This is a genomic window from Methylophaga sp. OBS1, assembly GCF_026319365.1.
Genome location: NZ_JAPDMS010000004.1, coordinates 338,131 through 363,170 on the forward strand (window position 1 = coordinate 338,131; position 25,040 = coordinate 363,170).

Here is a 25,040-nt window from a genome sequence, read left to right on the forward strand (position 1 = left end):
ATGGGTCAGAAATTTGAAACATTGTCGGAACGCCTGATTGAATTTATCGGGGAACAACACCTGTTTTTTGTCGGCACGGCGACCGAAGACAGTCGCGTTAATATCTCGCCCAAAGGCATGGATTCATTACGGGTGATGAATAGCCGACGGATAATCTGGCTCAATGTCACCGGCAGCGGCAACGAGACTGCCGCCCATGTACAGTTAAATCCCCGGATGACACTGATGTTTGCTGCCTTTAGCGGCAGGCCGATGATTCTCAGAGTCTACGGTACGGCCCGCGTCATCCATCAAAAAGACCCGGAGTGGTCTGGTCTGTATTCACTGTTTGATCCCCTGCCCGGCGCGCGTCAGGTTTTCGACCTTGATATCGATCTGGTTCAGACTTCCTGTGGCATGGCCGTGCCGCTGTTTGACTATGCCGGTGATCGTGAACAGCTTAACCGCTGGGCTGAAAAGCAGGGGGAAGTCGGTATCCGGGAATACTGGCGTCAGAAAAACCAGCAGAGTATTGACGGTCTCAACACCGATATCGTTAAAAACAATCTCGATTGATCAGCCAAACATCAGACCGACGAACTCGCTCAGTTTTTTGGACCGCTCCGGGTTGCGTAAGGCCTGCATCACCGGTTCACGCATGCCCGGCACAAACACGAGGTCGGCCAGTAACTGGCTGAAGCCCTCATAACCCGCCTCATTATGCGCCAATTGCTCCACATAGCGCTGGCACAAGGACGGCTGCTGTAATGAACGCCAGCAACGCCCAGCCAGCACCGCCAGTATCTCAATATGCTGACTGCAGGTATGTTTGAGCACGTGCTTGACCATCTGGTCGACCAGTCCTCTGGCCGGGCTGTTGGAAGCAGCACGCAGGCAGGCGCAGATCATATTGATATCAGGCTGTTTTTTTTCCAGTTGCACATCGACCCGTTGCGCCAGCACTTCGACGATACCCGCGGCTGGCTCAGCATTTTCCAGAAAGGTACTGAGTACATTAAATGGCTCAAAAGGAATACGCGGCAGCGTTTCTATCAGTCCCAGTGTTTCCTCGTTATCATCGAGTCTGACTGCGACATCGGCCACGCCCTGCATGCCCAGCTGATTCCAACTGTCGATTGGCCTTTTGCCTGTGAAATAAGCATAGGCATCGGCGAAATACGATGAAGGCTTGAGTGCCAGACTTTTGGTCGCCTGGGCATTGAAAGCCGCCATTTTGTCTTCACGCGGGCTAAAGGTATAGGGACTGTCTTTGAGCGCGCCTTCAATCTGTTTGCCGTCTGCAGCAGCCAGCATGCACTCGCCCACCCGCTCCAGCAGCATCACCAGAAACTCATCGCGGGCTGACTGCAGCAACAGTCCCTGTTCATCCAGCGGAAACTTCAGAAACCAGACATAGTGCTTACCTGCCGCATCCGGATGCCAGAAGATGACACCGAACAAAGCGCTGCGCTGAAACGGTAAAGGATAGGGCTTTGTTGCCCACTCAAAACTGACAAACTGATCCGGGCTGAGCTTGGTGACCCGTCGCCCCATATCAAACACGCGATACCTGGCACCACTGTGGTGCAGGAACTCACTCAGGGTCGTTATCTGCTTTTCTGCCATGCGGTATCAGGTGCGGTATTCAGCGTTGATTTTGACGTAGTCGTAGGAGAAATCGCAGGTCCAGACACTATCTTCTGCCTGACCGCGTCCCAGCCAGACGGTGATATCAATCTCGGCTTCATCCATCACGGACTGACCTTTCTGCTCCGTGTAGTCACTGGCAGGCTGCCCCTTGTCTACAATACAGACGTCGCCGATATGGATAGTCACCGTGCTGACATCAAGATTAGCAATACCGCTACGACCTACTGCTGCCAGAATCCGTCCCCAGTTGGGATCAGAAGCAAACAGGGCAGTCTTAACCAGCGGCGAATGGGCAATCGCATAAGCCGCCATTCGACATTCTTCCTGGCTTTGCCCCTGCTTCACATTGATCGAAATAAACTTGGTTGCGCCTTCACCATCACGCACCACAGCCTGCGCCAGATAACGGCAGATCTCTATCAAAGCACTGAGTAAACGCTCACCTTCTTCACTGGTAATACTGTCGATAAGTTTGTTATCGGCTTTCCCGGTAGCGACCAGCACGCAGGCATCATTGGTCGAAGTATCACCATCGACAGTGATGCGGTTGAACGACTGGTTCATCGCCTTATGCAGCATGGTGGTCAATACGGCATGGCTGACCGCGGCATCGGTGGTGATATAAGCGAGCATAGTGGCCATATCCGGACGGATCATGCCTGAGCCTTTGGACATACCGGTTATGGTCACCGTCTTTCCGCCCAGTTCCAGTTGCATCGATCTGGCTTTGGCGACGGTGTCCGTCGTCATGATGGCCTGAGCTGCCTGCAACCAGTTGTTTTCGGACAGCTTGTCTTTCGCTTCGGGCAATACCGCGGTAATTTTTTCAACCGGTAGCGGCTGACCAATCACACCCGTAGAGAATGGCAGGACGGCACTGGCATCAACACCGGTGAGTTCAGCGACCGCCTGACAGCATTGTTTTGCCGCCTGCATACCGCTTTCGCCGGTACCGGCATTGGCATTACCGGAGTTAATCAGCAGATAGCGGCTGGCGGCCTGTTTCTGGTTCTGTCTTGCCAGGATCACCGGTGCTGCACAGAATGCATTGCGAGTGTAGACAGCAGCTGTTTCGCTACCTTCCGCCAGTTCCATCAGGACCACATCCTGACGGCCGGGCTTTTTAATGCCGGCACCGACTGTCGCGAGTTTGACACCGGCGACCGGTAGCAGATCTTCTTCGGTAGGTGCAGTCAGATTCACTGCCATTAATTGATGGCTCCACAGCAATGTTTGAATTTTTTACCACTGCCACAGGGACAGGGGTCATTACGGCCGACTTTGCTGCCATCACGTGTGTAGGGTTGTGAAGCCTTTGGAGCTTGTTCTGCAGGTTCTTCCTGCCCCATTTTCTGCGCATCTTCATGCTGATACTGAACATCTTCAGCAGGCTTGCGTTGCTGGTCCACTGCTTCAACGTCTTCAGGCGCCCTGACCTGGACCCGTGACACAATTCGAATGACCTCATGCTTGATATTGTCCAGCATGGTAGTAAACAAACTGAAGGATTCACGCTTGTATTCCTGCTTGGGGTCTTTCTGCGCATAACCACGCAGATTGATACCGGTGCGCAGGTAATCCATCTGGGCCAGATGCTCCTTCCACTGGCTGTCGAGTGTCTGCAGCATCACTGCTTTCTCGAAGTGACGCATCAGTTCTTCACCGACCGTTTCTTCTTTGGCTTGGTAGGCTTTCTCGGCTTCTTGCAGAATGCCCTCACGCAGGCTTTCTTCGTGGAGGCTGTCGTCATTCTCCAGCCAGTCACTGATATCAAGCTCCAAAGCGTATTCGTCGCGCAGCGCCTGTTCCAGACCGGCAACATCCCATTGCTCATCAATGCTGTTGGGCGGAATGTAAATGCTGATCGTGTCATTGATGACGGTGTCGCGCATGGAAGCAATGGTTTCGGATACGTCTTCGGCAGCCATCAGTTCGTTACGCTGTTCGTAGACAACTTTACGCTGATCGTTGGCGACATCGTCGAATTCAAGCAGTTGCTTACGAATATCGAAGTTATGGCCTTCAACCTTGCGCTGTGCGTTCTCAATAGCCCGGGTCACCCAGGGGTGTTCGATGGCTTCACCCTCTTCCATACCCAGTTTCTGCATCAGACCGGCCATACGCTCTGAGGCAAAGATCCGCATCAGGTTATCTTCCAGTGACAGATAAAAGCGGGTGGAGCCCGGGTCGCCCTGACGACCGGAACGACCGCGAAGCTGGTTGTCGATACGACGGGACTCATGACGCTCAGTCCCGATAATATGCAAACCGCCCGCAGCCAGTACTTTGTCATGGCGATTCATCCAGTCGGCACGGATTTTTTCTTTGGTCTCTTCCGATGCGTCTTCCGGCAGTTCTTCAAGCTCGGCTTCCAGGCTGCCGCCCAGGACAATATCGGTTCCCCGACCCGCCATGTTGGTGGCAATAGTCACTGCACCAGGACGGCCGGCGTTCGCGATGATCTGGGCTTCTTTTTCGTGAAACTTGGCATTGAGAACTTCATGTTTGATCTTGGCTTTATTCAATAAGCCCGACAGCAGTTCTGAGCTTTCGATCGATGCAGTACCAACCAACACAGGTTGTTGGCGTTTCTGGCAGTACTGAATATCTTCCAGGATGGCCTGAAATTTTTCCTGGCCAGTCAGGTAAATACGGTCGGCTTCATCCTTACGCTGCATTTCCTTGTGGGTCGGGATCACCACTACTTCCAAACCGTAAATTGAGTTAAGCTCGAAAGCTTCGGTATCAGCAGTACCGGTCATACCGGACAACTTGTTGTAGAGCCGGAAATAGTTCTGGAAAGTGATCGATGCCAGGGTCTGATTTTCGTTCTGGATTTTGACCCCTTCCTTAGCCTCCACTGCCTGGTGAAGCCCCTCAGACCAGCGGCGGCCAGGCATACTTCGGCCGGTAAACTCATCGACGATGACAATCTGGTTATCCTGCACCATGTAATCGACATCACGCTGGAACAGGACGTGAGCACGCAGGGCTGCTGTAACATGGTGCATCAGGCCGATATTGGCGGCATCATAGAGGCTGGCATCCTCATCCAGCAGACCTGCTTCGGTCAGCAGTTTCTCTATTTTCTCGTGGCCATCTTCAGTGAAGTGTACCTGTTTGTTCTTTTCATCGACGGTGTAGTCACCGGGTTTGGTCACTTCCTCGCCCTCACCTTCCTGTTTATCAAGATGAGGAATCAGAGTATTGATCTGCTGATACAGCGCTGAGCTGTCTTCCGCCGGACCGGAAATAATCAATGGCGTCCGCGCCTCGTCGATCAGAATCGAGTCGACCTCGTCGATCACCGCAAAATTGAGACCGCGCTGGACTTTTTCCTCGATCCGGAAAGCCATATTGTCGCGCAGGTAATCAAAGCCGAATTCGTTGTTGGTGCCGTAGGTAATATCGCAGGCATAAGCCTGACGGCGATCTTCATTATTAAGACCACCGACTATCACCCCGGTGCTCAGGCCCAGAAAGCCATAGAGTTTACTCATCCATCCGGCATCACGACGCGCCAGGTAATCATTGACGGTGATGACATGGACACCCTCACCAGGCAGGGCATTGAGGTAAACCGCCAGTGTGGCCACCAGTGTTTTACCCTCACCGGTTTTCATTTCGGCAATTCTGCCATCGTTCAGGACCATACCACCGATCATCTGTACATCGAAGTGGCGCATACCCAGTACCCGTTTACTGGCTTCACGGACTACCGCGAAGGCTTCGGGGAGGATATCGTCGAGACTTTTGCCGTCGCTCAGTTGCTGACGGAATTCAGCGGTTTTGGCCTTGAGTGCATTATCATCGAGTTTTTCGATATTGGCTTCGAGCGCGGCAATGTCGTCTACCACCTTACGGAGCTTTTTCAGTACCCGCTCGTTACGACTGCCAAATATCTTGCTGAAAAACTTGCTTACCATGATTTCGCCTTAGTTTGTGTTGTTACGGCGCGAACACCGGAAATAATTCTCAAATCGTGTGATTATAGCGCGGACCCGAGGACGGATTGAAGCCTGCCCAGTCGAAATGGAGACGTACTCCCGGGAATACAAGGGGAGCAGCGTTATTTGATGAAGTTGTAGGGATTGACGTGCTGACCGTCACGCAACACTTCAAAGTGCACGTGAGGTCCGGTAGAGCGTCCTGTTGAGCCCATCAGAGCCAGGGTTTCGCCTTTACTGACACGGTCCCCTTTTTTCACCTTGATGGTTTTATTATGCGCGTACCGGGTGACGTAGCCGTTACCATGATCGACTTCAACCAGACCGCCGTAACCACCGCGTTCGCCAACCCAGGTTACAATGCCATCGGCGACGGCCATCACGTCACTGCCTGATTTAGCGGCAATATCCAGGCCATCGTGAAAGGTTTTTTTACCGTTGAACGGGTCGATACGGTAACCATAAAATGACGACACCCAGCCATCCTCGACCGGTTTGCCGGTTGGGATGCTGGCAGCAATGGTGTCCTCGGTCAGCAGGTATTGCTCCAGGGCAGCCAGCGCTTCTTCCTGTGTGCGAAGCTCATCGGACAATGACTGTATACCGCGGTCGAGGGCTTCACTGCTCAGCGGCATACCATCCTGATCGATACCGCCGAGAGCCGGATGTTCATCAAGCGAAAAAGCCGCACTGTCGAAACCGGCAATCTCTGCCAGCCGTTCACTGAACATGCGCAGACGTATCGTTTCTGCCTGCAGTCCACCCAACTGGCGGGCATAGAAATCAGTGACAGTGGCATCATATTCACTGACCTGAACATTATCAGATGGCGTAAAAGTGCTGGAAGAACTGAGAGGGGGTGTGGGCTTGAACTGAGCGGGGTTGGCGTTGTTATGCATCCAGTTAGCGAAGCTGTAGCTGCTGATACTGACCAGGCTCACCAGAACGGCTGCCAGCACCAGCAGCTTTGATCGCGTCAGATGCCAGTGCTTATGTGTCTTACTGTTTGAGGATATAATGATAACCTGCATTTTTATCCTTTCTCAGTGATAGTTAATCATGTCTCAAAAACCCGAGCGTCTAGAGCAAGTCTATAAACACAACAGCCAGTTCAAATGGTTGTCTGCACGCGCCCGGGAACTGGACAAGCTTAACATCATTTTGCAGAAAAGCTTGCCTTTACAATTCGTCAATCACTGCCGGCTCGCCAACATCAGCGGCGACAAGGTGATTGTGCAAACTGACAAAGCGGCCTTTGCCAGTTTACTGCGTTTCCAGGCCCCGCAAATCTGCAAAGCACTATCGACGCATTTACCTGAGCCGGTAAGCCGACTCGATGTCAAAGTCCGGCCGTTGACAACCATCAGCCGGCCGGACCAGGAAAATCATTTACATTTATCTACAAAAACAGCGGCACTTATCGAAAGCACCGCTGCGGAAATCGAGGACGGTCCGCTAAAAACCGCCCTGAACAAACTGGCGAAACGTCAGAAAGACTGAGTTTAACTGGTGAGTGACGCTGCGGGACGACTGAAAAGAATGGGGGCGTCTTTGTCGTCTTCGAAGCTGACCAGTTCCCAGGCATCTTCCTGAGCCAGCAGTTTGCGCAAGAGTTTGTTGTTGACTTCATGGCCGGATTTGTAGCCACTGAAGGCACCGATCAGGCTGTGACCCAACAGATACAAATCGCCAATGGCATCCAGCACTTTGTGTCGAACAAATTCGTCTTCGTAACGCAGGCCATCTTCGTTGAGGACCCGGTAATCGTCGACGACAATGGCATTATCCATGCTGCCGCCCAGTGCCAGATTGTTCTCACGCAGTTTTTCGATATCTTTCATGAAGCCGAAAGTACGAGCCCGACTGACTTCGCGGACAAATGATGTGGAGGAGAAGTCAACATCAACCTGTTGCGGTCGTCCGGTAAAGGCGGGGTGTTCGAAATCGATGGTGAAAGAGACCTTGAACCCATCAAACGGTTCAAACCTGGCCCACTTGTCACCGTCCTCAAGCACCACTGGCTTCTTGATACGGATAAACTGCTTGGCGACATTCTGCTCTTCGATACCGGCCGACTGTACCAGGAACACAAACGGTCCGGCACTCCCATCCATGATCGGGACTTCTGGCGCATTCAGATCGATGTAGGCATTATCGATGCCAAGACCGGCAAAGGCAGACAGCAAGTGTTCAACCGTCGAGACACGCTGACCGTGCTCAATGAGGGTTGTCGACAATGCGGTTTCACCCACGTTTTCGGCCTTTGCCTGGATCTCCACCACCGGGTCGAGATCAACTCGGCGGAAAATAATGCCTGTATTGGGGGCAGCCGGACGCAGGGTGAGATAGACCATCTCGCCGCTATGTAGACCGACACCGGTGGCACGAATCACATTCTTCAATGTTCGTTGCTTGATCACGGTGCATTACCCCCTTATACAATTACAGATCAAATAATATTACCATAAGCAGAACTTCACCAGCCAACTTTACAGTTTTTTACACTCAGTCTGCCTGGCGACGCAGGAAGGCTGGAATATCCAGGTAATCCATGTTGACATCGCCATTAGCCACTTGTTTCTGCTGACTGTCTTTCTCTTTACGGATAACAGTCGGCTCGTCGTAGTCGATATCCACCGGTTTTTTGACAATCTCAATCTGCGGTGACTCAGCTTCCGGTGCTTTGGCAACGGCAACTCTTTCACCACCCAGACCGGTCGCTACCACGGTGACGCGCAATTCATCCGTCATATCCGGGTCGATGACCGTACCGACCACGACAGTAGCGTCATCAGAGGCGAATTCTTTGACGGTATTACCGACTTCTTCAAACTCGCCAATGCTCATATCAAGACCCGCTGTAATATTAACCAGCACACCCCGGGCACCGGCCAGATCGACATCTTCCAGCAGTGGGCTTGAGACAGCCAGTTTAGCGGCTTCACGGGCACGATTTTCACCGGACGCATGACCGGTTCCCATCATCGCCATGCCCATTTCGGACATCACAGTACGAACGTCAGCAAAGTCGACGTTAATCATACCTTCTCGGGTAATCAGCTCAGCAATGCCCTGAACTGCGCCCAGCAACACATCGTTAGCAGCTTTGAAAGCGTTCAGCAGGGTCATGTCTTTACCCAACACTTTCAGCAGCTTTTCATTGGGAATGGTGATCAGCGAATCGACATGCTGACCCAGTTCCTCAATACCAGCCTGGGCGATTTTCATGCGTTTGCCGCCTTCAAATGGGAACGGCTTGGTCACTACTGCCACGGTCAGAATCCCCATTTCTTTGGCGACCTGAGCCACTACGGGTGCTGCTCCGGTACCGGTACCACCACCCATGCCGGCAGTAATGAACACCATATCGGCACCATCAATGACATCCATAATGCGTTCGCGGTCTTCCAATGCTGCCTGACGGCCGACATCCGGATTGGCACCGGCGCCCAGCCCTTTAGTGATGTCCGTACCCAGTTGCAGTTGCGTGGTCGCAGAGCTTTTACGCAATGCCTGAGCATCGGTATTGGCACTGATGAAGTCCACGCCTTCAATCTGGTTGACCACCATGTGTTCCAGGGCGTTACCGCCACCACCGCCGACACCGATTACTTTGATGACCGCGTTTTCTGTATATGTATCAATCAATTCAAAAGTCATAGTTTTCTCCCCCTAAAAATTGTTCAATTCAGCACACTGAATGACTCAGCTTAAAAATTCCCCTGGAACCAGCTTTTCATTCTTGACAACATGCCTTTAAACCCGTCACTTACTCTGATTTCACCATGCCCCGGGGCATGTTCCTCGTTGCCAAATAACAGCAACCCGACACCCGTGGCATGGATAGGATTACGCACCACATCAACCAGTCCCCCGACGTGTTGTGGTACGCCCAGACGCACAGGCAGATGGAAGACTTCTTCAGCGAGTTCGATGACGCCTTCCATTTTGGAACTACCGCCTGTCAGCACGATGCCGGCAGCCAGCATTTCCTCAAATCCACTGCGACGCAGTTCAGCCTGAACCAGCATCAACAGCTCCTCATAACGTGGTTCCACGACCTCAGCCAGGGTTTGTCTGGCCAGTTGTCGTGGCGGCCGGTCGCCGACACTGGGCACTTCGATGGTTTCATCTTCACGTGCCAGTTGGGTCAACGCACAGGCGTATTTGATCTTGATTTCTTCGGCGTATTGCGTCGGTGTCCGCAACGCGACCGCGATGTCATTAGTCACCTGGTCACCGGCAATCGGAATCACCGCGGTATGACGAATGGCGCCATCGACAAACACGGCAATATCGGTAGTGCCACCACCGATGTCGATAATGCAGACACCCAGTTCTTTTTCATCTTGATCCAGCACTGAATAACTGGAGGCCATCTGCTCCAGAATGATGCCGTCTACATGCAGGCCGCAGCGCTCAATACATTTGGTTATATTCTGGGCAGCACTGACCGCACCGGTAATCAGATGCACCTTGGCCTCCAGACGAACCCCGGACATGCCAATCGGCTCACGGATACCTTCCTGATTATCGATAATGAATTCCTGTGGCAAAACATGGAGCAGTTGCTGATCGCCCGGGAAATGCACGGCGCGGGCTGCGTCCAGTACCCGATCCAGATCACCCTGGGTCACTTCTTTATCCCGAATCGCCACGGTCCCATGGGAGTTCAGACTGCGGATGTGACTGCCGGCAATACCAGCAAAGACTGAATGGATCTGGCAGCCTGCCATCAGCTCAGCCTCTTCAATCGCACGCTGGATTGACTGCACGGTGGACTCGATATTGACCACCACGCCTTTTTTCATGCCCCGGGCCGGATGCGAACCGATACCGATGATCTCCAGCTGGTTTTCATTGGGGCCGGCATCCAGAATCGGCGCCGCCACAATCGCCACCACCTTGGAGGTGCCGATATCCAGTCCGACGATGAGCTCTCTCTCGTTACGTTTCGACATTACACAGTCCCATTAAAATCAGGTTGCTGGCCGTCTTTCCAGACCACGGCCAGCCCGTTGGTATAACGCATATCAATTTCTTTAATCTGTTCTCTGAAGCTGCTCAGACCACTGCGATAGACATCGATAAAGCGCTGTAGCCGGGCATCGCCCTCAGCACGCCCCAACTTCAGATGCAGCCCTTCATTAAAATCCACTTGCCAGGCACGGCGTTTATCCATGCTGATCGCGGTCACGCGGAGTCCCAGTGTTTTCAGCTCTTTCTGAATATCCACGAGTCTTCTGGCCATCAGTTCACTGGTGCCCTCCGGGCCATTCATCTGCACCAGACCGGTGGGAATGGTATTCAGCGCCGGTCTGAATACGCCGCCGAGACTGTTCACCAGACCATCTTCATTCCAGCGCGCCACCGCTTTATGTTCTTCAACCACCAGATGCAATGTATCCGGCCAGATACGTCTGACCTGAATCTGTTTAATCCAGGGCAACGCTTCACCGGCTGCGCGGATACTGGCGACATCGACATCCAGAAAGCTGCCACGGACATACGGCGACACCGCCTGTACCAGTTCATCCCGATCCACATGGCGGATATCGCCCTCCACGGTGACATGCTTCACCGGTAGCGTGTTTGCCTCGTATAAATAGGCACCGCTACCGATGATCATCATGACAACCACTATCGCCACGGCTTGCTTCAGTGACTGTTTCCAGTCTCTGGGCTGGCTGGCTTTGGCTTCAGTCATGCTCGCACCCCGTTTTGGTCTGGTCACCACCATCAGCATGACTCCCTGACACTGGTTTCCAGAATGCGCCAAACCAGATCATCAAAATCAATACCAGCCTGTTTGGCTGCCATCGGCACCAGACTGTGGTCGGTCATGCCCGGCACGCTATTGGCTTCCAACAGATAAAACTCACCTTTACCGTCGCGCATAAAATCAACCCTGCCCCAGCCAGACATGCCCAGTCCGTCAAAAGCTTTCAAGGCCAATTGCTGCATCTGCTGTTCACTGTCTGAATCCAGTCCACAGGGGCACAGATATTCGGTCGAATTCGATTGATACTTGGCTTCGAAGTCATAAAATTCGCGAGGCGTTTTAAGGCGGATAGCCGGTAAAGGCTCACCATCCAGAATCGTGACGGTGTATTCCTCACCCTGAATCCACTGCTCGGCAATCACATCGGCGTCGTATTGCAATGCCAGTTCAATCGCCTGCTTGAGTTCATCCACGGTTTTGACCTTACTCATACCGATGCTGGAGCCTTCATTGACTGGCTTGATAATCAGTGGCAGTCCCAGACGGGAAACCAGCATCCCGGCATCGCTATCAGCGCTGACACGGGCAAAACCGGCGGTGGGCAGACCCTGCTGGATCCAGTTGTTTTTGCTGATGCGTTTATTCATTGACAGCACCGAAGCAGCCACACCACTTCCGGTGTAGGGCAGATTCACCGCCTGCAAAAAGCCCTGAATTTCACCGTCTTCGCCACCACGTCCATGCAGCACGATAAAGGCCCGATCAAACTGACCACTGCCCAGTTTGTGGCAGATATCAAAGCTGACATCGATGCCATATGCATCAACGCCTTTACGCTGTAAACCAGCCAGCACGGCCTTGCCACTGATCAGCGAAATTTCACGCTCAGCGCTGCGACCGCCCATCAGCACGGCAACCCGTCCGAATTCTGCAGCATTCTCAATACGGCGGCTCATGCACTGGCCTCCCCGATGATATGTACTTCCGGTGTCAACCGTACGCCCTGCAACTGTTCCACTTTGTCCTGAACCAGATAAATCAGGTTTTCTATATCCGCTGCCGTGGCAGTGCCATCATTAACAATAAAGTTGGCATGTTTGCTCGATACACTGGCGCCACCCACGGTCAGTCCCTTGAGCTGACTGCTTTCGATCAGTCGTCCTGCAAAATCCCCCTCAGGATTGCGAAATACTGAACCGGCGCAGGGCTGATTAGTGGGCTGGCTGGCATTACGTTTTTTCAACAGATCGCGAATCAGATCGGTTTCAGTGCTGGCATCACCCTGCTCAAACTGCATGCTGGCAGCGACAAACCATTCGCCCTCTGGCAAAGCCACATGACGATAATGCACATCAAAATCGGCCAATGGACGCTGACGCAGTTCGCCAGATCTGTCTATCGTGGTCACACTGCTGACAAAGTCCCAGGTTTCACTGCCATGAGCACCGGCATTCATTGCCAGCGCGCCGCCCAGTGTGCCGGGAATGCCAGCAAACCATGCCGCGCCTTTGAGGCCGGCCTTGGCGACCTGCTTGGCGAGTTTGCTGCAATAAAGACCCACTTCGGCTTCCACGGTGTTGCCTTCGATATCAATATTCTGCAAGGCGCCTGCAGTCACAATCACGGTGCCGTTAAAACCACCATCACGCACCAGCAGATTACTGCCGAGTCCCAGCCAGAGCACCGGTTCATCGGCTGGCAACTGCTGCAGAAAGACCGCCAGATCAATCGCATCTGCCGGGCGGTAGAGTTGTTTCGCCTCGCCGCCGACACGCCACGAGGTATAGCGCGCCAACGGTTCATGCTTTTTGAGTTCGCCTCTTAAAGTCCGCTGCAAGGCCATCATTCAGCACCTCCGCTCAAGACTTCGGGCAGCGCCTGTGCCATCCGGCCAATATCACCGGCGCCCAGGGTCAGCAGCACATCACCGTCCTGCAACAGGCTTGGCAACACAGTGAACAGCGCCTCTTTATCTTCAGCAAACACCGGCTCGACCTGACCACGCAGACGGATTGCCCGACACAGGCTGCGGGCATCAGCCCCGGCAATTTTAGCTTCGCCTGCCGGATACACTTCCAACACCACCAGGACATCAACCGATGACAAGACCTGAGCAAAGTCTTCGAACAAATCACGGGTACGGGTATAACGGTGAGGCTGGAAGACCACCACCAGACGGTTATCCGGCCAGCCGGCACGGGTAGCCGCTAAAGTGGCTGCGATTTCAGTGGGATGATGGCCATAGTCATCAATCAAAGTCGCTTCACCACCATCTGCTTTGACCGGTCCCAGCAAGTTGAATCGGCGGCCAATACCGTCAAATTTCAGCAAGGCTCGCTGGCAGGCTTCAATCTTGACCTGCAGGTTACGGGCAACGGCCATCGCCGCCGTTGCATTCAAGGCATTATGCAGACCGGGCATATTCAGGGTGATAGGGAAACGTTCACCGCTGTGCTTTTCAATCACAGTAAAAAAGCTCTGACCCTGACACTGGGTCAGATCCACCAGTTGATAATCCGCCTCTTCATCCTGCCCATAGGTTATGAACGGCCGGGTGACTTCGGTCAGCAAGTCCTTAATCACCGGATCATCCAGACACATCACCGCGAGCCCATAAAACGGCAGGTGATGCAGGAACTCAACAAAGGTCGCTTTGAGTTTGTCGAAGCTGCCTTCATAGGTCGCCATATGGTCCTGATCGATATTGGTGACGACCGCGATCATTGGCTGCAGATACAGGAACGACGCATCACTTTCGTCGGCTTCAGCGACAAGATAACGTCCGGTACCGAGACGGGCATTACTGCCGGCGCTGTTAAGACGTCCACCGATCACAAAAGTCGGATCCAAATCGCCTTCACTGAGCAGGCAGGCAATCAGGCTGGTTGTAGTGGTTTTGCCATGAGTGCCGGCGACTGCAATGCCGTAGCTGAAACGCATCAGCTCGGCCAGCATTTCTGCGCGCGGCACCACTGGGATATATTGCTCACGTGCGGCCTGTAACTCCACATTATCTTCGGTAACAGCGGTAGTGACGACGACCACATCGGCGCCTTTTAGATAGTCCGGATCATGACCAATCATGATGATGGCGCCCAGGGTACGCAGATGCTTGATCAGGCTGTTTTCAGCCAGATCACTGCCCGTCACCTGATAGCCGAGGTTGAGCAGTACTTCGGCAATACCGCCCATACCCACACCACCGATACCGATGAAGTGAATATGCTTGACCCGGCTTTGCATGGCTGAGGTTAATCTATCCATGGGCATACTCCAGACACAGATCGGCAATCCGTGTCGCACTGCCGATTTTCGCGACTTGTCTCGCCGCATTAGCCATGGTTAATAATCCTTCTCTGTCTTGATCAAACTGACGCAGGCTGACTGACAACGCGTCTGCTTTGAGCTGATCGTCCGCAATCAGCGTGGCCGCGCCGGCATCGACCAATAGCGCCGCATTGTGCGTCTGATGGTCATCCACCGCATAAGGATATGGCACCAGAATCGATGCCACACCGGCTGCCGCGACTTCGGCGACAGTCAGGGCACCTGCCCGGCAGATAACCAGATCTGCCCAGCTATAGGCAGCAGCCATATCAGCAATAAAATCAGTAATTTCAGCTTCCACACCTGCCTGACTGTAAGCATTTCGACAGGCTTCAATATGTTTCTTGCCACATTGATGGCGCACTTCTGGCCGCTCGTTTGTGTCCATCAGTTGTAGCGCTACCGGCACTACCTCATTCAGGGTTCGAGCCCCCAGGCTGCCGCCTAAAACCAGCACTTTAAGTCGGCTCATATCCGCACTCTGACGCAGGTGCGGCATCGGCAGATCTTCAATCTGTTTACGCACCGGATTACCTACCCACTCAGCCTCGACTTTGTTATCAAAACTGTTGGGGAAACCGGTGAGTACCCGTTTTGCGATTTTTGCCAACAGTCGATTGGTCAGACCCGGAATCGCATTCTGCTCATGAATCAGTAGCGGTTTTTTCAAAAGCCAGGCAGCCACACCACCGGGCCCGGAAGCAAAACCACCCAGTCCGATCACCACATCAGGGTTAAACACTCGCATCAGATGCCATGCCTGCCAAACCGCCTTGATGACACGAAACGGCGCCATCAGCCAGCCGAGCGTACCGTTACCACGCAGCCCAGCCACCTTGATAAAAGTCAGCGGGTAGCCTGCCTTAGGCACCAGCTCAGACTCAATGCCTCTCTGTGTACCAATCCAGCTCACTTCTACCTCACGCTGTTTCAGTTCATCAGCGACTGCCAGTGCCGGGAACACGTGACCACCGGTGCCACCGGCCATGATCATGACTTTGACTGTCTTCGTCGTCATCGTCTGATCCTTGCCGAGGCTTTCTCGGGTAGCCGGGTTTCCATATCGACACGGAACAGCAATGCAATCGCCACGCAGACAATCACCAGACTACTGCCGCCATAACTCATCAATGGCAGGGTCAAGCCTTTGGTGGGCAATGCGCCCATGTTGACGCCAATATTGACGCAGGCCTGCATGCCCAGCCAAATGCCGATACCGTAGGCCACCTGGGCACCAAATACCTGACCTGCCATTTCTGCAGCGCGGCCAATCGCCAGTGCCCGCCAGATAAAGATGAAAAACAGCACAATTACTGCCAGCGCGCCGACCAGCCCCAGTTCCTCTGCCAGAATGGAGTACAGAAAGTCGGTATGGGCTTCCGGCAGGTAGAACAGTTTCTGCATACTGCTGCCAAGCCCCACGCCCAGCCAGTCACCTCGGCCAAAGGCAATCAGCGCCTGGGTCAACTGAAACCCCGCCCCGAAGGGATCAGCCCAGGGGTCCATAAAACTCTGCAAACGTTCCAGCCGGTATGGTGCTACCCAGATCAGCATCGCGAACAACCCCGCCATCACGGCAATCAGTGCGGCGAAGACATCCAGCCTTGCGCCGCCCAGAAACAGCATCGCCAGCACCGTAGACATGATCACCACCATTGAGCCCATATCCGGCTGCAACAGCAACAATAATGCCGCTACACCCAGCAACATCAGTGGTGCCAGGACTTTAAGAAAAGAGGTGTGCAACTGACCATGGTGACGCTGCAGATAATCGGCAATGTAGAGGATGGCAAAAAGCTTGATAACCTCCGCTACCTGCAGATTCACCGGCCCCAACGGCAGCCAGCGGCTTGCGCCGTTGACCTCCCGGCCAATGCCGGGAATCAGAACCAGAACCAGCATAAACACACCAAACATTAATAGTTGTGGCGCAATTCGTTGCCAGACAGCCAGTCTGATCGACACTACTGCCCAGGCCGCGCCCAGGCCGGCGACTGCAAAGACCACCTGTCGAATGAAATAGAACAATGGCTGCCCGGTCATGCTGTCAGCAATCGTAATTGAGGCCGAGCACACCATAATCAGCCCGACAAACATCAGGGCACCTGAAGCAAACAGCAGACTACGGTCAAATTGCAGCTTGGACTCACTCATGCCGCCAGCCCCCTTACCGCCTGCTCGAACTTGTCGCCACGCTCAACATAACCACTGAACATATCGAAACTGGCACAAGCCGGTGACAACAGAACACTATCCCCCTGCTGTGCCGCCTGCCGTGCCTGACTGACTGCGTCATTCAGATCTACGGCTAAACGCGTCTCTACACCCGGTGGCACAATCGCCGCAATCTTGTCCGCATCTTCACCCATCAGCACGACCGCACGAACGGCTTTTTTCAAGGTTCGTGTCAATTCGCTGAAGTTCTGATCCTTGCCGACACCGCCAGCGATCAACACAATCGGCCCGTTACCGGCCAGGCCTTCGATGGCTGCTACACAGGCACCGATATTGGTTGCCTTGGAGTCGTTGAACCAGCGCACGCCATCCAGTTCTCTTACCAGGCGGCATCGATGCGGCAAGCCCTTGAATGCCTGCAATGCCGTCAACATTGCCGACATCGGCAGCGCCATGGCTGACCCCAGGGCCAGCGCAGCCAGCGCATTAGCCAGATTGTGGGTACCCACCATTTTCATTTGACTCGCTGCCAGCAAAGGCTCATTGCCCTCGGCCAGCCAGGTTTCCCCGTCTTTCTGCAGCAGACCGAAATCCACACCTTCTGTTTGATGCAGACTGAAACCGATCTGGATTCGGCTGCCATCTGCCATTGCACTCACAATGGGATCGTCACGGTTGATGACCATGACACCGTCCCCGTTAAAGATTTTCTGTTTAGCACGCTGATAATCTTCAACTGAATCATAACGATCCAGATGGTCCGGGCTGACATTGAGCACCACGGCTGCGAAGGCATTCAGTGAGCAGACTGTTTCCAACTGAAAGCTTGAGAGTTCCAGTATGTAGAAATCCGGTGCCGTCTCCTCAAGCAGATCCAGCGCCGGCGTACCCAGATTGCCGCCGGTGCGGGTATTCTTGCCCGCCAGTTGTGCCATCAGCGCCAGTAAGGTGGTTACGGTGCTCTTGCCGTTAGAACCGGTAATCGCTACCACCGGGGCATCGGCGTAACGGGCGAACAGTTCGATATCCCCGACCATTTCGATACCGGCTTCACGCGCAGCGCGGATCTCCGGCAGCCGCGGGTCGACACCCGGGCTCAGAATAATCAGGTCAGCCTTGAGCATCCAGTCCAGTTCCAGGGCACCGGTTTTGATCAGCACCTGCGGATAATCCTGCTGCAGCGTGGTCAGTGCCGGCGGCTGTTCACGGGTATCCATCACCGCAACACTGAGTGCCCGGTCAGCAAGAAACCGTGCACAAGACAGCCCGGTCTGTCCCAGACCGATGATCAGGCAGCTTTTATGTGTCAGTTTGTTCATGCTTCTTGTCATCGTATTTTCAGCGTTGCCAAACCAATCAAAACCAGGAATACCGTCACTATCCAGAAACGCACGATGATGCGTGGCTCTGGCCAGCCTTTAAGCTCATAGTGGTGGTGTATCGGCGCCATCAGGAACACGCGTTTCCCGCGTAGCTTGTATGAGGCGACCTGTATCATCACCGACAGGGTTTCGATCACAAACACGCCGCCCATAATCAGCAGTACCAGTTCCTGGCGAACCAGCACGGCGACGGTCCCTAATGCTGCTCCCAGCGCCAGCGCGCCGACATCGCCCATAAACACCTGTGCGGGATAAGTGTTGAACCACAGAAAGCCCAGTCCAGCCCCGACCAGTGTGGCGCAGAATACGGTCAGTTCACCGGCACTGGGGATAAACGGAATCTGCAGATACTGCGCAAACTCAAAGTGACCACCGACATAACTGAACAAGCCCAGTGCTGCCGCCACCATCACCGTGGGCATAATCGCGAGCCCGTCGAGACCGTCGGTCAGGTTAACCGCGTTACTACTGCCTACAATCACCAGGTAGGTCAGCAGCATGTACCAGCCGCCCAGTGGAATCACGACTTCTTTGAAAAACGGCACGATCAACGTGGTTTCCTCGGGGACGGTTGCTGTCAAAAACAAAAATACCGCTGCACCGGCACCAAACACCGACTGCCAGAAATATTTATAACGGCTCAGCAGACCGCGCGGGTCCTGCCTCACCAGCTTGATGTAATCATCAACAAAGCCAATCACACCGAAGGCCAGGGTCACAGTCAGTACCACCCAGACATATCGATTGCTGAGGTCTGCCCATAACAGGGTGCTGACAGCAATCGCCACCAGAATCAGGGAGCCGCCCATGGTCGGGGTGCCACTCTTGCTGAAGTGTGATTCCGGACCATCGCGTCGGACCACCTGGCCAATCTGTTTAAAACTCAGTTGCCGAATCATAGTCGGACCGATCAGCAAGGCAATGCCCAGCGCCGTCATTGTTCCCAGAATCGCCCGCAGTGTCAGATACTGGAAGACATTAAACCCGCTGTAATATTGGCTCAGGTATTCACTTAACAGCAGCAGCATTGCCCTCTCCCTCTTGCGCCAGCCGATCGGCCAGCTTATCCAGTTGCATAAAACGCGAGCCTTTGATCAGGCATGTCACATCGCTGCCCAAGTCCTGTTTCAGGCTCTGCTGCAAAGCGTCGAGATCCTCAAAATGTCGTGCACCGCACCCAAACTGCTGTCCGGCCATTTGACTGCTGGCACCAACGGTGAATAATCTGCTGACACCGGCATCTTGTGCTTGTTTACCCATCTCACCGTGAATCTTGTCAGTGTCTTTACCCAGTTCACCGAAATCCCCCAGCACCAACCAGCGCTCGCCAGCAAAGCTGCTCAGGGTTTTCAGTGCCTGTAAGTAGGAACCGGGGTTGGCGTTGTAGGTATCATCAAGCAGGCGAGAGTCATTAATGCCTTTTCTCAATTGCAGCCGATGAGGTACGGCACGCATACTGGCGAGACCACGCACCATTGCATCTACCGGCACTTCCAGTGCGCGGCAGACTGCAATCGCAGCCAGAGCGTTGTTGACGTTGTGCAAACCCGGTAAGGGCAGATCAAAATGATGACTGACCCCTTCCATCTCAACCATGAAGTGGCTGGCTGTAGGATCCGGCTGAATGTAGTCCGCGTGGATATCAGCTTCATTCTCCAGGCCGAAAGTCAGGATTTTTCTATCCGCAATCAACGGTGCCCATATTTCCTGATAAGGCATGTCGGCATTGACCACGGCGGTACCCGTTTCCGACAACCCCGTATAAATAGCGCCTTTTTCAACTGCCACCCCCGCTTCGGTACCGAAGCCCTCCAGGTGAGCCGGTGCAATGTTATTGATGACCGCGACATCGGGTTGGGCAATCTTGACCAGTTGGGCGATTTCTCCAGGATGGTTGGTACCCATTTCAATCACAGCGAACTTGTCCTCAGGATCCAGACGGCACAGTGTCAGCGGCACACCCAGTTCGTTGTTGTAGTTACCCTGTGTCGACAGGACGGGGCCCATCTGCCGCAAAATGGCAGTGACCATCTCCTTCACGCTGGTTTTACCGTTACTGCCGGTAATAGCTACAACCCGGGTCCGATTCTGATGCAGCCAAGCACGCGCGATTTTGGCAAAGGCCTGGCGAACATCCTTGACCAACAACTGCGGCAGCGGGTCATCACGCAGTTCTGACACCAGCGCAGCACTGGCTCCCGCTTCACGGGCCTGGGCAAGAAAATCATGGCCATTGACATGTTCGCCTTTAAGAGCGACAAACAGTTGTCCCTCTTTTATCTTCCGGGTATCAATCACAGCGCCACGCACTTTAACTTCGCCCGCGTTGGTCTCACAGCCCAGTAAATTGCTTAGTTGCGCCAGTGTCATCGATAACGCCATCAGTGCCCCCCCATGACGTTATAGACACCACCGCTGTGCAGTTCGCCGAGAACATCTGTCACGATCAGCGTATCGCTGAAAGGATATTTAATATGATCGATTTCCTGATAGGCTTCATGGCCCTTGCCAGCGACTAGCACAATGTCCCTGGTGGAAGCCTGTGACAGGGCATAGCGAATGGCGGCTTTACGATCCAGTTCCACCCGGACTTTCTCCGGTTGCCGGCAGCCAGCCAGAATATCGTCGACAATCGCCTGATGATTTTCAGTGCGTGGATTATCGTCAGTGATAACGACACGATCTGCTTCCGCCTCGGCAATCTGGCCCATCAGCGGTCGTTTACCCTTGTCACGATCGCCCCCGCAGCCAAAGACACACCAGAGCTCACCATCCTCCGGCAAATGACTGCGTAGCGTTTTCAAGGCCTGCTCCAGCGCATCCGGGGTGTGGGCATAATCTATCACCACACAGGGTTGGTCGGCCTGACCATGGGCTTCCATCCGGCCGGAGACTGCATGGCAATGTTGCAGTGCTTCACAGGCCTGCTCGTCATCAAAGCCGATCAGTTTCATCACTCCCAGGGTCGCCAGCAGATTATCGACATTGAATCGGCCCATGACTGGCAGTTGAACAGCTTGCCTGCGTTGATGGATGTTCAGCTCAAAGGCAACCCCATCACGGCGGCATTCAATCTGTGAAGCGGCAATGTCTGCTTCAACGTGGCTGCTGTATGTCAGCAACTCGATATCAGCACGCAGTGCCTGTTTGACCTGGAGACCAAAAGCGTCATCAATATTAAGCAGCGCCTGACTGACCGAGCTCATTTCAAACAGTGTCTGTTTGGCGGCCGCATACTGTGCCATTGTCCGGTGATAATCCAGATGATCGCGGCTGAGGTTAGTCAGCACGGCAACATTGACATCGACACTGTTGAGCCGCCCCTGGACCAGCGCATGAGATGAAGCTTCAAGCGCCACATAACGACAACCTTCCTGTTCAAAGCCCGCCAGCAGGCGTTGCATTGATACCGGGTCGGGCGTAGTCATACCGGTCAGTTCCAGATCACTGACACGCCCGGCCCCCATTGTGCCGATAACACCACAGGGCTGACCACTGGCTTCCAGTGCCTGAGCGATAAACTGACTGACTGACGTCTTGCCGTTGGTGCCAGTCACAGCAATCACAGTCATGTGTTCAGAGGGATTTTCGTAGAAACGGGCTGCGATATATCCGGCCTGCTGGGCCAGATTCCTGATCGGGTAGGCTGTGACCACTTCCTCTTCCAGTAATGCTTTTTCAGCGGGTGTCAGTGGCTGGTCGGCATCAATCAGCACAGCAAAACTGCCTTTATCCAGCGCCTGGTGCAGGTGTTTTTCTCTTTCTGTAGCTTGTTTTGCCAATGCCAGGAACAGACAACCGGCAGTGACCCGTCGGCTGTCCATGCTGATATCACTCAGCATGCACTCCTGCAAGGCGACATCATCAGCTACCCAATCCTCCAGCAGCCGGGTTAGCGATTGTCTTTTCACAATAGATGTGATCATTTGTTGGCCACCTGCATTTGCGTCATCGGTAATGCATCCGGTGCGATATTGAGTAGTCGCATCGCGCCGGTCATCACTTCAGCGAAGACCGGGGCTGCCACTGCGCCGCCGTAGTATTCCTCACCACGGGGTTCGTCCACCATGACGACCATAGCCAGGCGTGGCGCGCTGGCCGGGATAATCCCTGCAAAAACGGATTGATAGCGTTTGTCGGCGTAGCCGCCACTGATTGATTTTTTGGCGGTACCGGTTTTACCGGCTACGCGGTAATTAGCCACAGCGGCACGGGTCGCAGTCCCGCCGGGCTCAACCACCTTTTCCATCATTGCCAGTACCTGATGCATCAAATCGGCGGCAAACACGCGACGCCCTTTTGGCATTTCACCATTTTTGACAAAAGTTACCGGCTTTAAGATGCCGCCACTGCCGAGCACGCTGTAGGCTCTTGCCAGTTGCAGCGCTGAGGTTGATAAACCATAACCGAAAGCCATGGTGGCTCGGTCCAGCGTTCGCCATGATGAAGGGTCAGGCATCGTACCCATGACTTCGCCCGGGAAGTAGGCACCGGTCGACTCTCCCAGTCCGAAACGGGCAAAATCCTGCCATAGGACCTCAGGGTCAAGCTCCAGCGCGATCTTGGTGGCGCCGATGTTGCTGGACTTCTGTATCAATGTGGTCAGATCGATTTCCCCATAGTCACGAAAGTCGCGAATCGGGTGCCCACTGACGCGAAACACACCCGGGTGGGTGTTGATGATTGAAGTCAGATCGAATTTGCCGGATTTAATACCGCTGGCGACTGTGAATGGTTTGACGGTAGATCCCGGCTCAAACAAGTCGGTCACCGCACGGTTACGATAATGGCTCGGCTTCAACCCTTCACGATTATTCGGATTGAAGGAGGGCTGGTTGACCATGGCAAGCACTTCGCCGTTTTGAATATCCAGCACCACTGCCGTGCCAGCCTCTGCCTTATGTTCGTCAACGGCTTTTCTGAGTGCCTGATACGCCAGATGTTGCAAACGAAGGTCAATGCTGAGCTGAATATTTTCGCCGGCTTTGGCAGGGCGAATCAATTCACCGCCCTCAACAAAATTGCCTTTGCTGTCGCGCACCATGCGTTTGAGACCGGAACGTCCGGTCAGTACTGCATCGTAGGTCAACTCCAGTCCTTCCTGACCGATATCATCAATATTGGTGAAGCCGAGCATATGCGCGGTCACTTCGCCGGCCGGATAGTATCGTTTGTATTCGCGCTGCAAATAAACGCCATGAATACCCAGCGCTTTGACACTCTGGGCCAGTTCCGGGGTGACATGGCGTTTCAGATAAATAAATTCCCGTGACTGGTTACCGCTGATTTTGTCACGCAGGGTGCTGACCGACAGATTCAACTGCTCGGCCAACTGACTCAGTTTGGGGTGCTGCGTCGGCACATCCTGCGGATTCAGCCAGATTGAATGTACCGGCGTACTGATGGCCAGTGGTTCACCACTGCGATCCAGTATCATCCCGCGATGAGCGACAACCGGCACCTGACGCAGATGACGGGCATCGCCCTGATTTCGCAAAAATTCCGGGTTCAGGATCTGAATATCAGCCAGACGCCAGCATAAACCCAGCACGAACAGGATGAACATCACCCTGACCAGGTTTAGCCGCCAGAGGCCGACGTGCTGATGACTCACGCGTGCCGCACTCATCGTTTGATCACCACAGTCATATCGGCACTGGGCACGATCATGTTCAAACGGGTTCTCGCCTGTTGTTCAACCCGGCTGGGACTGCCCCAGGTACTCTGCTCGAGTAGCAGTCTGCCCCATTCTTCATTGAGCAGGTCACGTTGTTTTTCCAGCTTCTGCAGTTGGATGAATTCATTGCGGTTAAGGTGCTTGGAATAGATCACACCGACCGCCGAGACGATGACCAGTGATACCATCACCAGCATCGGTATATCGATATGCACCTGTTCCAGATAATGCTTCAGCTTCATGCCAGCTTCTCCGCCACGCGCATGATGGCGCTACGTGCTCTCGGATTGACAGACAGCTCTGCATCACCGGCTTTAACCGCCTTGCCGATAATTTTCAGACGCGGATTGAGTTGATCCACCGTAACCGGAAAATGCGCAGGCAAATCATCACCGCGGGCTTCATCACGGAAAAAACGTTTAACAATTCGGTCTTCCAGCGAATGGAAGCTGATCACAACCAGACGGCCGCCAACAGCCAGCACATCGAGGGCTTGTTCCAGCGCCTGACGCAGTTCTTCCAACTCATTATTAATATAGATACGTATTGCCTGGAAAGTGCGGGTAGCCGGATGCTTGTTTTTTTCCCGTGACGGACTGGCCTTATCCACCAGTTCAGCCAGTTGCTTGGTCGTAGTAATCGGCTTGTCATCACGACTTTCAACAATGGCACGGGCAATGCGTTTGCTATAACGCTCTTCACCCAGGCTTTTGAGCACGTGAGCAATATCGTCCATCTCCGCGGTAGCCAGCCATTCAGCGGCACTGATACCGACCTCGGGATTCATCCGCATATCCAGCGGACCGTCTTTGTAAAAGCTGAAACCACGCCCGGCATCATCGAGTTGAGGTGAAGACACACCGATATCCATCAGAATGCCGTCAATCTGGTTTTGCCACAGACGAGCGTGCACGACTCCCGCCAGTTCGGAGAAGGCGCAGTGCTCAATGGCAAAACGGGGATCATCCTGGGCCAGCTGTTTACCGGTCGCCACCGCCTGGGGATCACGATCCAGACCAAGGAGACGACCGTTTTCAGAAAGTTGCGCCAAAATCGCACGGCTATGTCCACCACGGCCGAAAGTGGCATCGAGGTACTTACCGTCGGCTTTTACAGACAGGGCGTCGAGCGTCTCATCGAGCAAGACTGGCAGATGTTCCGAGTGGATCTCAGTCATAATT

At 53.9% G+C, this 25,040-nt stretch carries 22 protein-coding genes; 2 read left to right on the forward strand and 20 right to left on the reverse strand.

What is annotated here, in order from left to right:
• Window positions 1-555 carry a pyridoxamine 5'-phosphate oxidase family protein gene (locus OMQ46_RS13090; protein ID WP_266237497.1) on the forward strand — a complete coding sequence of 185 codons (555 nt, stop codon included), beginning with the start codon at window positions 1-3 and terminating at the stop codon, window positions 553-555.
• Here the strand turns inward: OMQ46_RS13090 and OMQ46_RS13095 are convergent, their stop codons facing one another.
• From OMQ46_RS13095 to OMQ46_RS13110, 4 genes are all read right to left on the reverse strand, one after another.
• Window positions 556-1,605, reverse strand: a complete 1,050-nt coding sequence (locus tag OMQ46_RS13095; protein WP_266237499.1) for a DUF3549 family protein — start codon at window positions 1,603-1,605, stop codon at window positions 556-558.
• Between the two features lie 6 nt (window positions 1,606-1,611).
• On the reverse strand, window positions 1,612-2,838 hold the full coding sequence (gene argJ / locus OMQ46_RS13100) for a bifunctional glutamate N-acetyltransferase/amino-acid acetyltransferase ArgJ (RefSeq protein ID WP_266237500.1): 1,227 nt from the start codon (window positions 2,836-2,838) through the stop codon (window positions 1,612-1,614).
• Window positions 2,838-5,555 carry a preprotein translocase subunit SecA gene (secA, locus tag OMQ46_RS13105; protein WP_266237501.1) on the reverse strand — a complete coding sequence of 906 codons (2,718 nt, stop codon included), beginning with the start codon at window positions 5,553-5,555 and terminating at the stop codon, window positions 2,838-2,840. The genes argJ and secA overlap by 1 nt, the downstream gene beginning before the upstream one ends.
• Window positions 5,556-5,698: 143 nt before the next feature.
• Window positions 5,699-6,607, reverse strand: a complete 909-nt coding sequence (locus OMQ46_RS13110; RefSeq protein WP_266237502.1) for a M23 family metallopeptidase — start codon at window positions 6,605-6,607, stop codon at window positions 5,699-5,701.
• A gap of 28 nt (window positions 6,608-6,635) precedes the next feature.
• On the opposite strand from OMQ46_RS13110, the gene OMQ46_RS13115 reads away from it, so the two are divergent.
• The gene (locus OMQ46_RS13115) at window positions 6,636-7,076 is read left to right on the forward strand and encodes a DUF721 domain-containing protein (protein ID WP_266237504.1); all 441 of its coding nucleotides are present in this window, start codon (window positions 6,636-6,638) and stop codon (window positions 7,074-7,076) included.
• A gap of 2 nt (window positions 7,077-7,078) precedes the next feature.
• On the opposite strand, the gene lpxC is transcribed toward OMQ46_RS13115, so the two are convergent.
• From lpxC to rsmH, 16 genes are all read right to left on the reverse strand, one after another.
• Complete coding sequence (gene lpxC / locus OMQ46_RS13120) at window positions 7,079-7,996, reverse strand: UDP-3-O-acyl-N-acetylglucosamine deacetylase (protein WP_266237506.1); 918 nt, start codon at window positions 7,994-7,996, stop codon at window positions 7,079-7,081.
• Window positions 7,997-8,081: 85 nt separating this feature from the next.
• A complete protein-coding gene (gene ftsZ, locus OMQ46_RS13125; protein WP_266237508.1) occupies window positions 8,082-9,236 on the reverse strand; it encodes a cell division protein FtsZ in 1,155 nt (384 codons plus the stop codon).
• A gap of 50 nt (window positions 9,237-9,286) precedes the next feature.
• Window positions 9,287-10,537: a cell division protein FtsA gene (gene ftsA / locus OMQ46_RS13130; protein WP_266237510.1), complete on the reverse strand. Its 1,251-nt coding sequence runs from the start codon at window positions 10,535-10,537 to the stop codon at window positions 9,287-9,289.
• A complete protein-coding gene (locus tag OMQ46_RS13135; protein WP_266237512.1) occupies window positions 10,537-11,283 on the reverse strand; it encodes a cell division protein FtsQ/DivIB in 747 nt (248 codons plus the stop codon). The genes ftsA and OMQ46_RS13135 overlap by 1 nt, the downstream gene beginning before the upstream one ends.
• 32 nt (window positions 11,284-11,315) lie before the next feature.
• A complete protein-coding gene (locus tag OMQ46_RS13140; RefSeq protein WP_266237513.1) occupies window positions 11,316-12,254 on the reverse strand; it encodes a D-alanine--D-alanine ligase in 939 nt (312 codons plus the stop codon).
• Window positions 12,251-13,144: a UDP-N-acetylmuramate dehydrogenase gene (gene murB / locus OMQ46_RS13145; RefSeq protein ID WP_266237515.1), complete on the reverse strand. Its 894-nt coding sequence runs from the start codon at window positions 13,142-13,144 to the stop codon at window positions 12,251-12,253. Before murB ends, OMQ46_RS13140 begins: the two co-directional genes overlap by 4 nt.
• Window positions 13,141-14,562: a UDP-N-acetylmuramate--L-alanine ligase gene (gene murC, locus OMQ46_RS13150; RefSeq protein ID WP_266237516.1), complete on the reverse strand. Its 1,422-nt coding sequence runs from the start codon at window positions 14,560-14,562 to the stop codon at window positions 13,141-13,143. The genes murB and murC overlap by 4 nt, the downstream gene beginning before the upstream one ends.
• On the reverse strand, window positions 14,555-15,643 hold the full coding sequence (murG, locus tag OMQ46_RS13155; protein WP_266237518.1) for an undecaprenyldiphospho-muramoylpentapeptide beta-N-acetylglucosaminyltransferase: 1,089 nt from the start codon (window positions 15,641-15,643) through the stop codon (window positions 14,555-14,557). Before murG ends, murC begins: the two co-directional genes overlap by 8 nt.
• The gene (gene ftsW / locus OMQ46_RS13160) at window positions 15,640-16,779 is read right to left on the reverse strand and encodes a putative lipid II flippase FtsW (protein WP_266237520.1); all 1,140 of its coding nucleotides are present in this window, start codon (window positions 16,777-16,779) and stop codon (window positions 15,640-15,642) included. The genes murG and ftsW overlap by 4 nt, the downstream gene beginning before the upstream one ends.
• Complete coding sequence (gene murD, locus OMQ46_RS13165; protein WP_266237523.1) at window positions 16,776-18,119, reverse strand: UDP-N-acetylmuramoyl-L-alanine--D-glutamate ligase; 1,344 nt, start codon at window positions 18,117-18,119, stop codon at window positions 16,776-16,778. The genes ftsW and murD overlap by 4 nt, the downstream gene beginning before the upstream one ends.
• An 8-nt stretch (window positions 18,120-18,127) precedes the next feature.
• Window positions 18,128-19,210 carry a phospho-N-acetylmuramoyl-pentapeptide-transferase gene (mraY, locus tag OMQ46_RS13170; protein WP_266237525.1) on the reverse strand — a complete coding sequence of 361 codons (1,083 nt, stop codon included), beginning with the start codon at window positions 19,208-19,210 and terminating at the stop codon, window positions 18,128-18,130.
• The gene (locus OMQ46_RS13175; RefSeq protein WP_266237526.1) at window positions 19,191-20,564 is read right to left on the reverse strand and encodes a UDP-N-acetylmuramoyl-tripeptide--D-alanyl-D-alanine ligase; all 1,374 of its coding nucleotides are present in this window, start codon (window positions 20,562-20,564) and stop codon (window positions 19,191-19,193) included. Before OMQ46_RS13175 ends, mraY begins: the two co-directional genes overlap by 20 nt.
• Window positions 20,564-22,108 (reverse strand): UDP-N-acetylmuramoyl-L-alanyl-D-glutamate--2,6-diaminopimelate ligase, encoded by a 1,545-nt coding sequence (locus tag OMQ46_RS13180; protein WP_266237528.1) that lies wholly within the window; start codon window positions 22,106-22,108, stop codon window positions 20,564-20,566. The genes OMQ46_RS13175 and OMQ46_RS13180 overlap by 1 nt, the downstream gene beginning before the upstream one ends.
• A complete protein-coding gene (locus tag OMQ46_RS13185; protein WP_266237529.1) occupies window positions 22,105-23,811 on the reverse strand; it encodes a peptidoglycan D,D-transpeptidase FtsI family protein in 1,707 nt (568 codons plus the stop codon). Before OMQ46_RS13185 ends, OMQ46_RS13180 begins: the two co-directional genes overlap by 4 nt.
• On the reverse strand, window positions 23,808-24,101 hold the full coding sequence (gene ftsL, locus OMQ46_RS13190) for a cell division protein FtsL (RefSeq protein WP_266237531.1): 294 nt from the start codon (window positions 24,099-24,101) through the stop codon (window positions 23,808-23,810). Before ftsL ends, OMQ46_RS13185 begins: the two co-directional genes overlap by 4 nt.
• The gene (gene rsmH, locus OMQ46_RS13195; RefSeq protein WP_266237532.1) at window positions 24,098-25,036 is read right to left on the reverse strand and encodes a 16S rRNA (cytosine(1402)-N(4))-methyltransferase RsmH; all 939 of its coding nucleotides are present in this window, start codon (window positions 25,034-25,036) and stop codon (window positions 24,098-24,100) included. The genes ftsL and rsmH overlap by 4 nt, the downstream gene beginning before the upstream one ends.
• Window positions 25,037-25,040: the final 4 nt, after the last annotated feature.

Coding starts and splice junctions, on each gene's coding strand:
- OMQ46_RS13090 (WP_266237497.1), top strand. CDS start 1: ATGGGTCAGAAATTTGAAACATTGTCGGAACGCCTGATTGAATTTATC.
- OMQ46_RS13095 (WP_266237499.1), bottom strand. CDS start 1,605: ATGGCAGAAAAGCAGATAACGACCCTGAGTGAGTTCCTGCACCACAGT.
- argJ (WP_266237500.1), bottom strand. CDS start 2,838: ATGGCAGTGAATCTGACTGCACCTACCGAAGAAGATCTGCTACCGGTC.
- secA (WP_266237501.1), bottom strand. CDS start 5,555: ATGGTAAGCAAGTTTTTCAGCAAGATATTTGGCAGTCGTAACGAGCGG.
- OMQ46_RS13110 (WP_266237502.1), bottom strand. CDS start 6,607: ATGCAGGTTATCATTATATCCTCAAACAGTAAGACACATAAGCACTGG.
- OMQ46_RS13115 (WP_266237504.1), top strand. CDS start 6,636: ATGTCTCAAAAACCCGAGCGTCTAGAGCAAGTCTATAAACACAACAGC.
- ftsZ (WP_266237508.1), bottom strand. CDS start 9,236: ATGACTTTTGAATTGATTGATACATATACAGAAAACGCGGTCATCAAA.
- ftsA (WP_266237510.1), bottom strand. CDS start 10,537: ATGTCGAAACGTAACGAGAGAGAGCTCATCGTCGGACTGGATATCGGC.
- OMQ46_RS13135 (WP_266237512.1), bottom strand. CDS start 11,283: ATGACTGAAGCCAAAGCCAGCCAGCCCAGAGACTGGAAACAGTCACTG.
- OMQ46_RS13140 (WP_266237513.1), bottom strand. CDS start 12,254: ATGAGCCGCCGTATTGAGAATGCTGCAGAATTCGGACGGGTTGCCGTG.
- murB (WP_266237515.1), bottom strand. CDS start 13,144: ATGATGGCCTTGCAGCGGACTTTAAGAGGCGAACTCAAAAAGCATGAA.
- murC (WP_266237516.1), bottom strand. CDS start 14,562: ATGGATAGATTAACCTCAGCCATGCAAAGCCGGGTCAAGCATATTCAC.
- murG (WP_266237518.1), bottom strand. CDS start 15,643: ATGACGACGAAGACAGTCAAAGTCATGATCATGGCCGGTGGCACCGGT.
- ftsW (WP_266237520.1), bottom strand. CDS start 16,779: ATGAGTGAGTCCAAGCTGCAATTTGACCGTAGTCTGCTGTTTGCTTCA.
- murD (WP_266237523.1), bottom strand. CDS start 18,119: ATGAACAAACTGACACATAAAAGCTGCCTGATCATCGGTCTGGGACAG.
- mraY (WP_266237525.1), bottom strand. CDS start 19,210: ATGCTGCTGCTGTTAAGTGAATACCTGAGCCAATATTACAGCGGGTTT.
- OMQ46_RS13175 (WP_266237526.1), bottom strand. CDS start 20,564: ATGGCGTTATCGATGACACTGGCGCAACTAAGCAATTTACTGGGCTGT.
- OMQ46_RS13180 (WP_266237528.1), bottom strand. CDS start 22,108: ATGATCACATCTATTGTGAAAAGACAATCGCTAACCCGGCTGCTGGAG.
- OMQ46_RS13185 (WP_266237529.1), bottom strand. CDS start 23,811: ATGAGTGCGGCACGCGTGAGTCATCAGCACGTCGGCCTCTGGCGGCTA.
- ftsL (WP_266237531.1), bottom strand. CDS start 24,101: ATGAAGCTGAAGCATTATCTGGAACAGGTGCATATCGATATACCGATG.
- rsmH (WP_266237532.1), bottom strand. CDS start 25,036: ATGACTGAGATCCACTCGGAACATCTGCCAGTCTTGCTCGATGAGACG.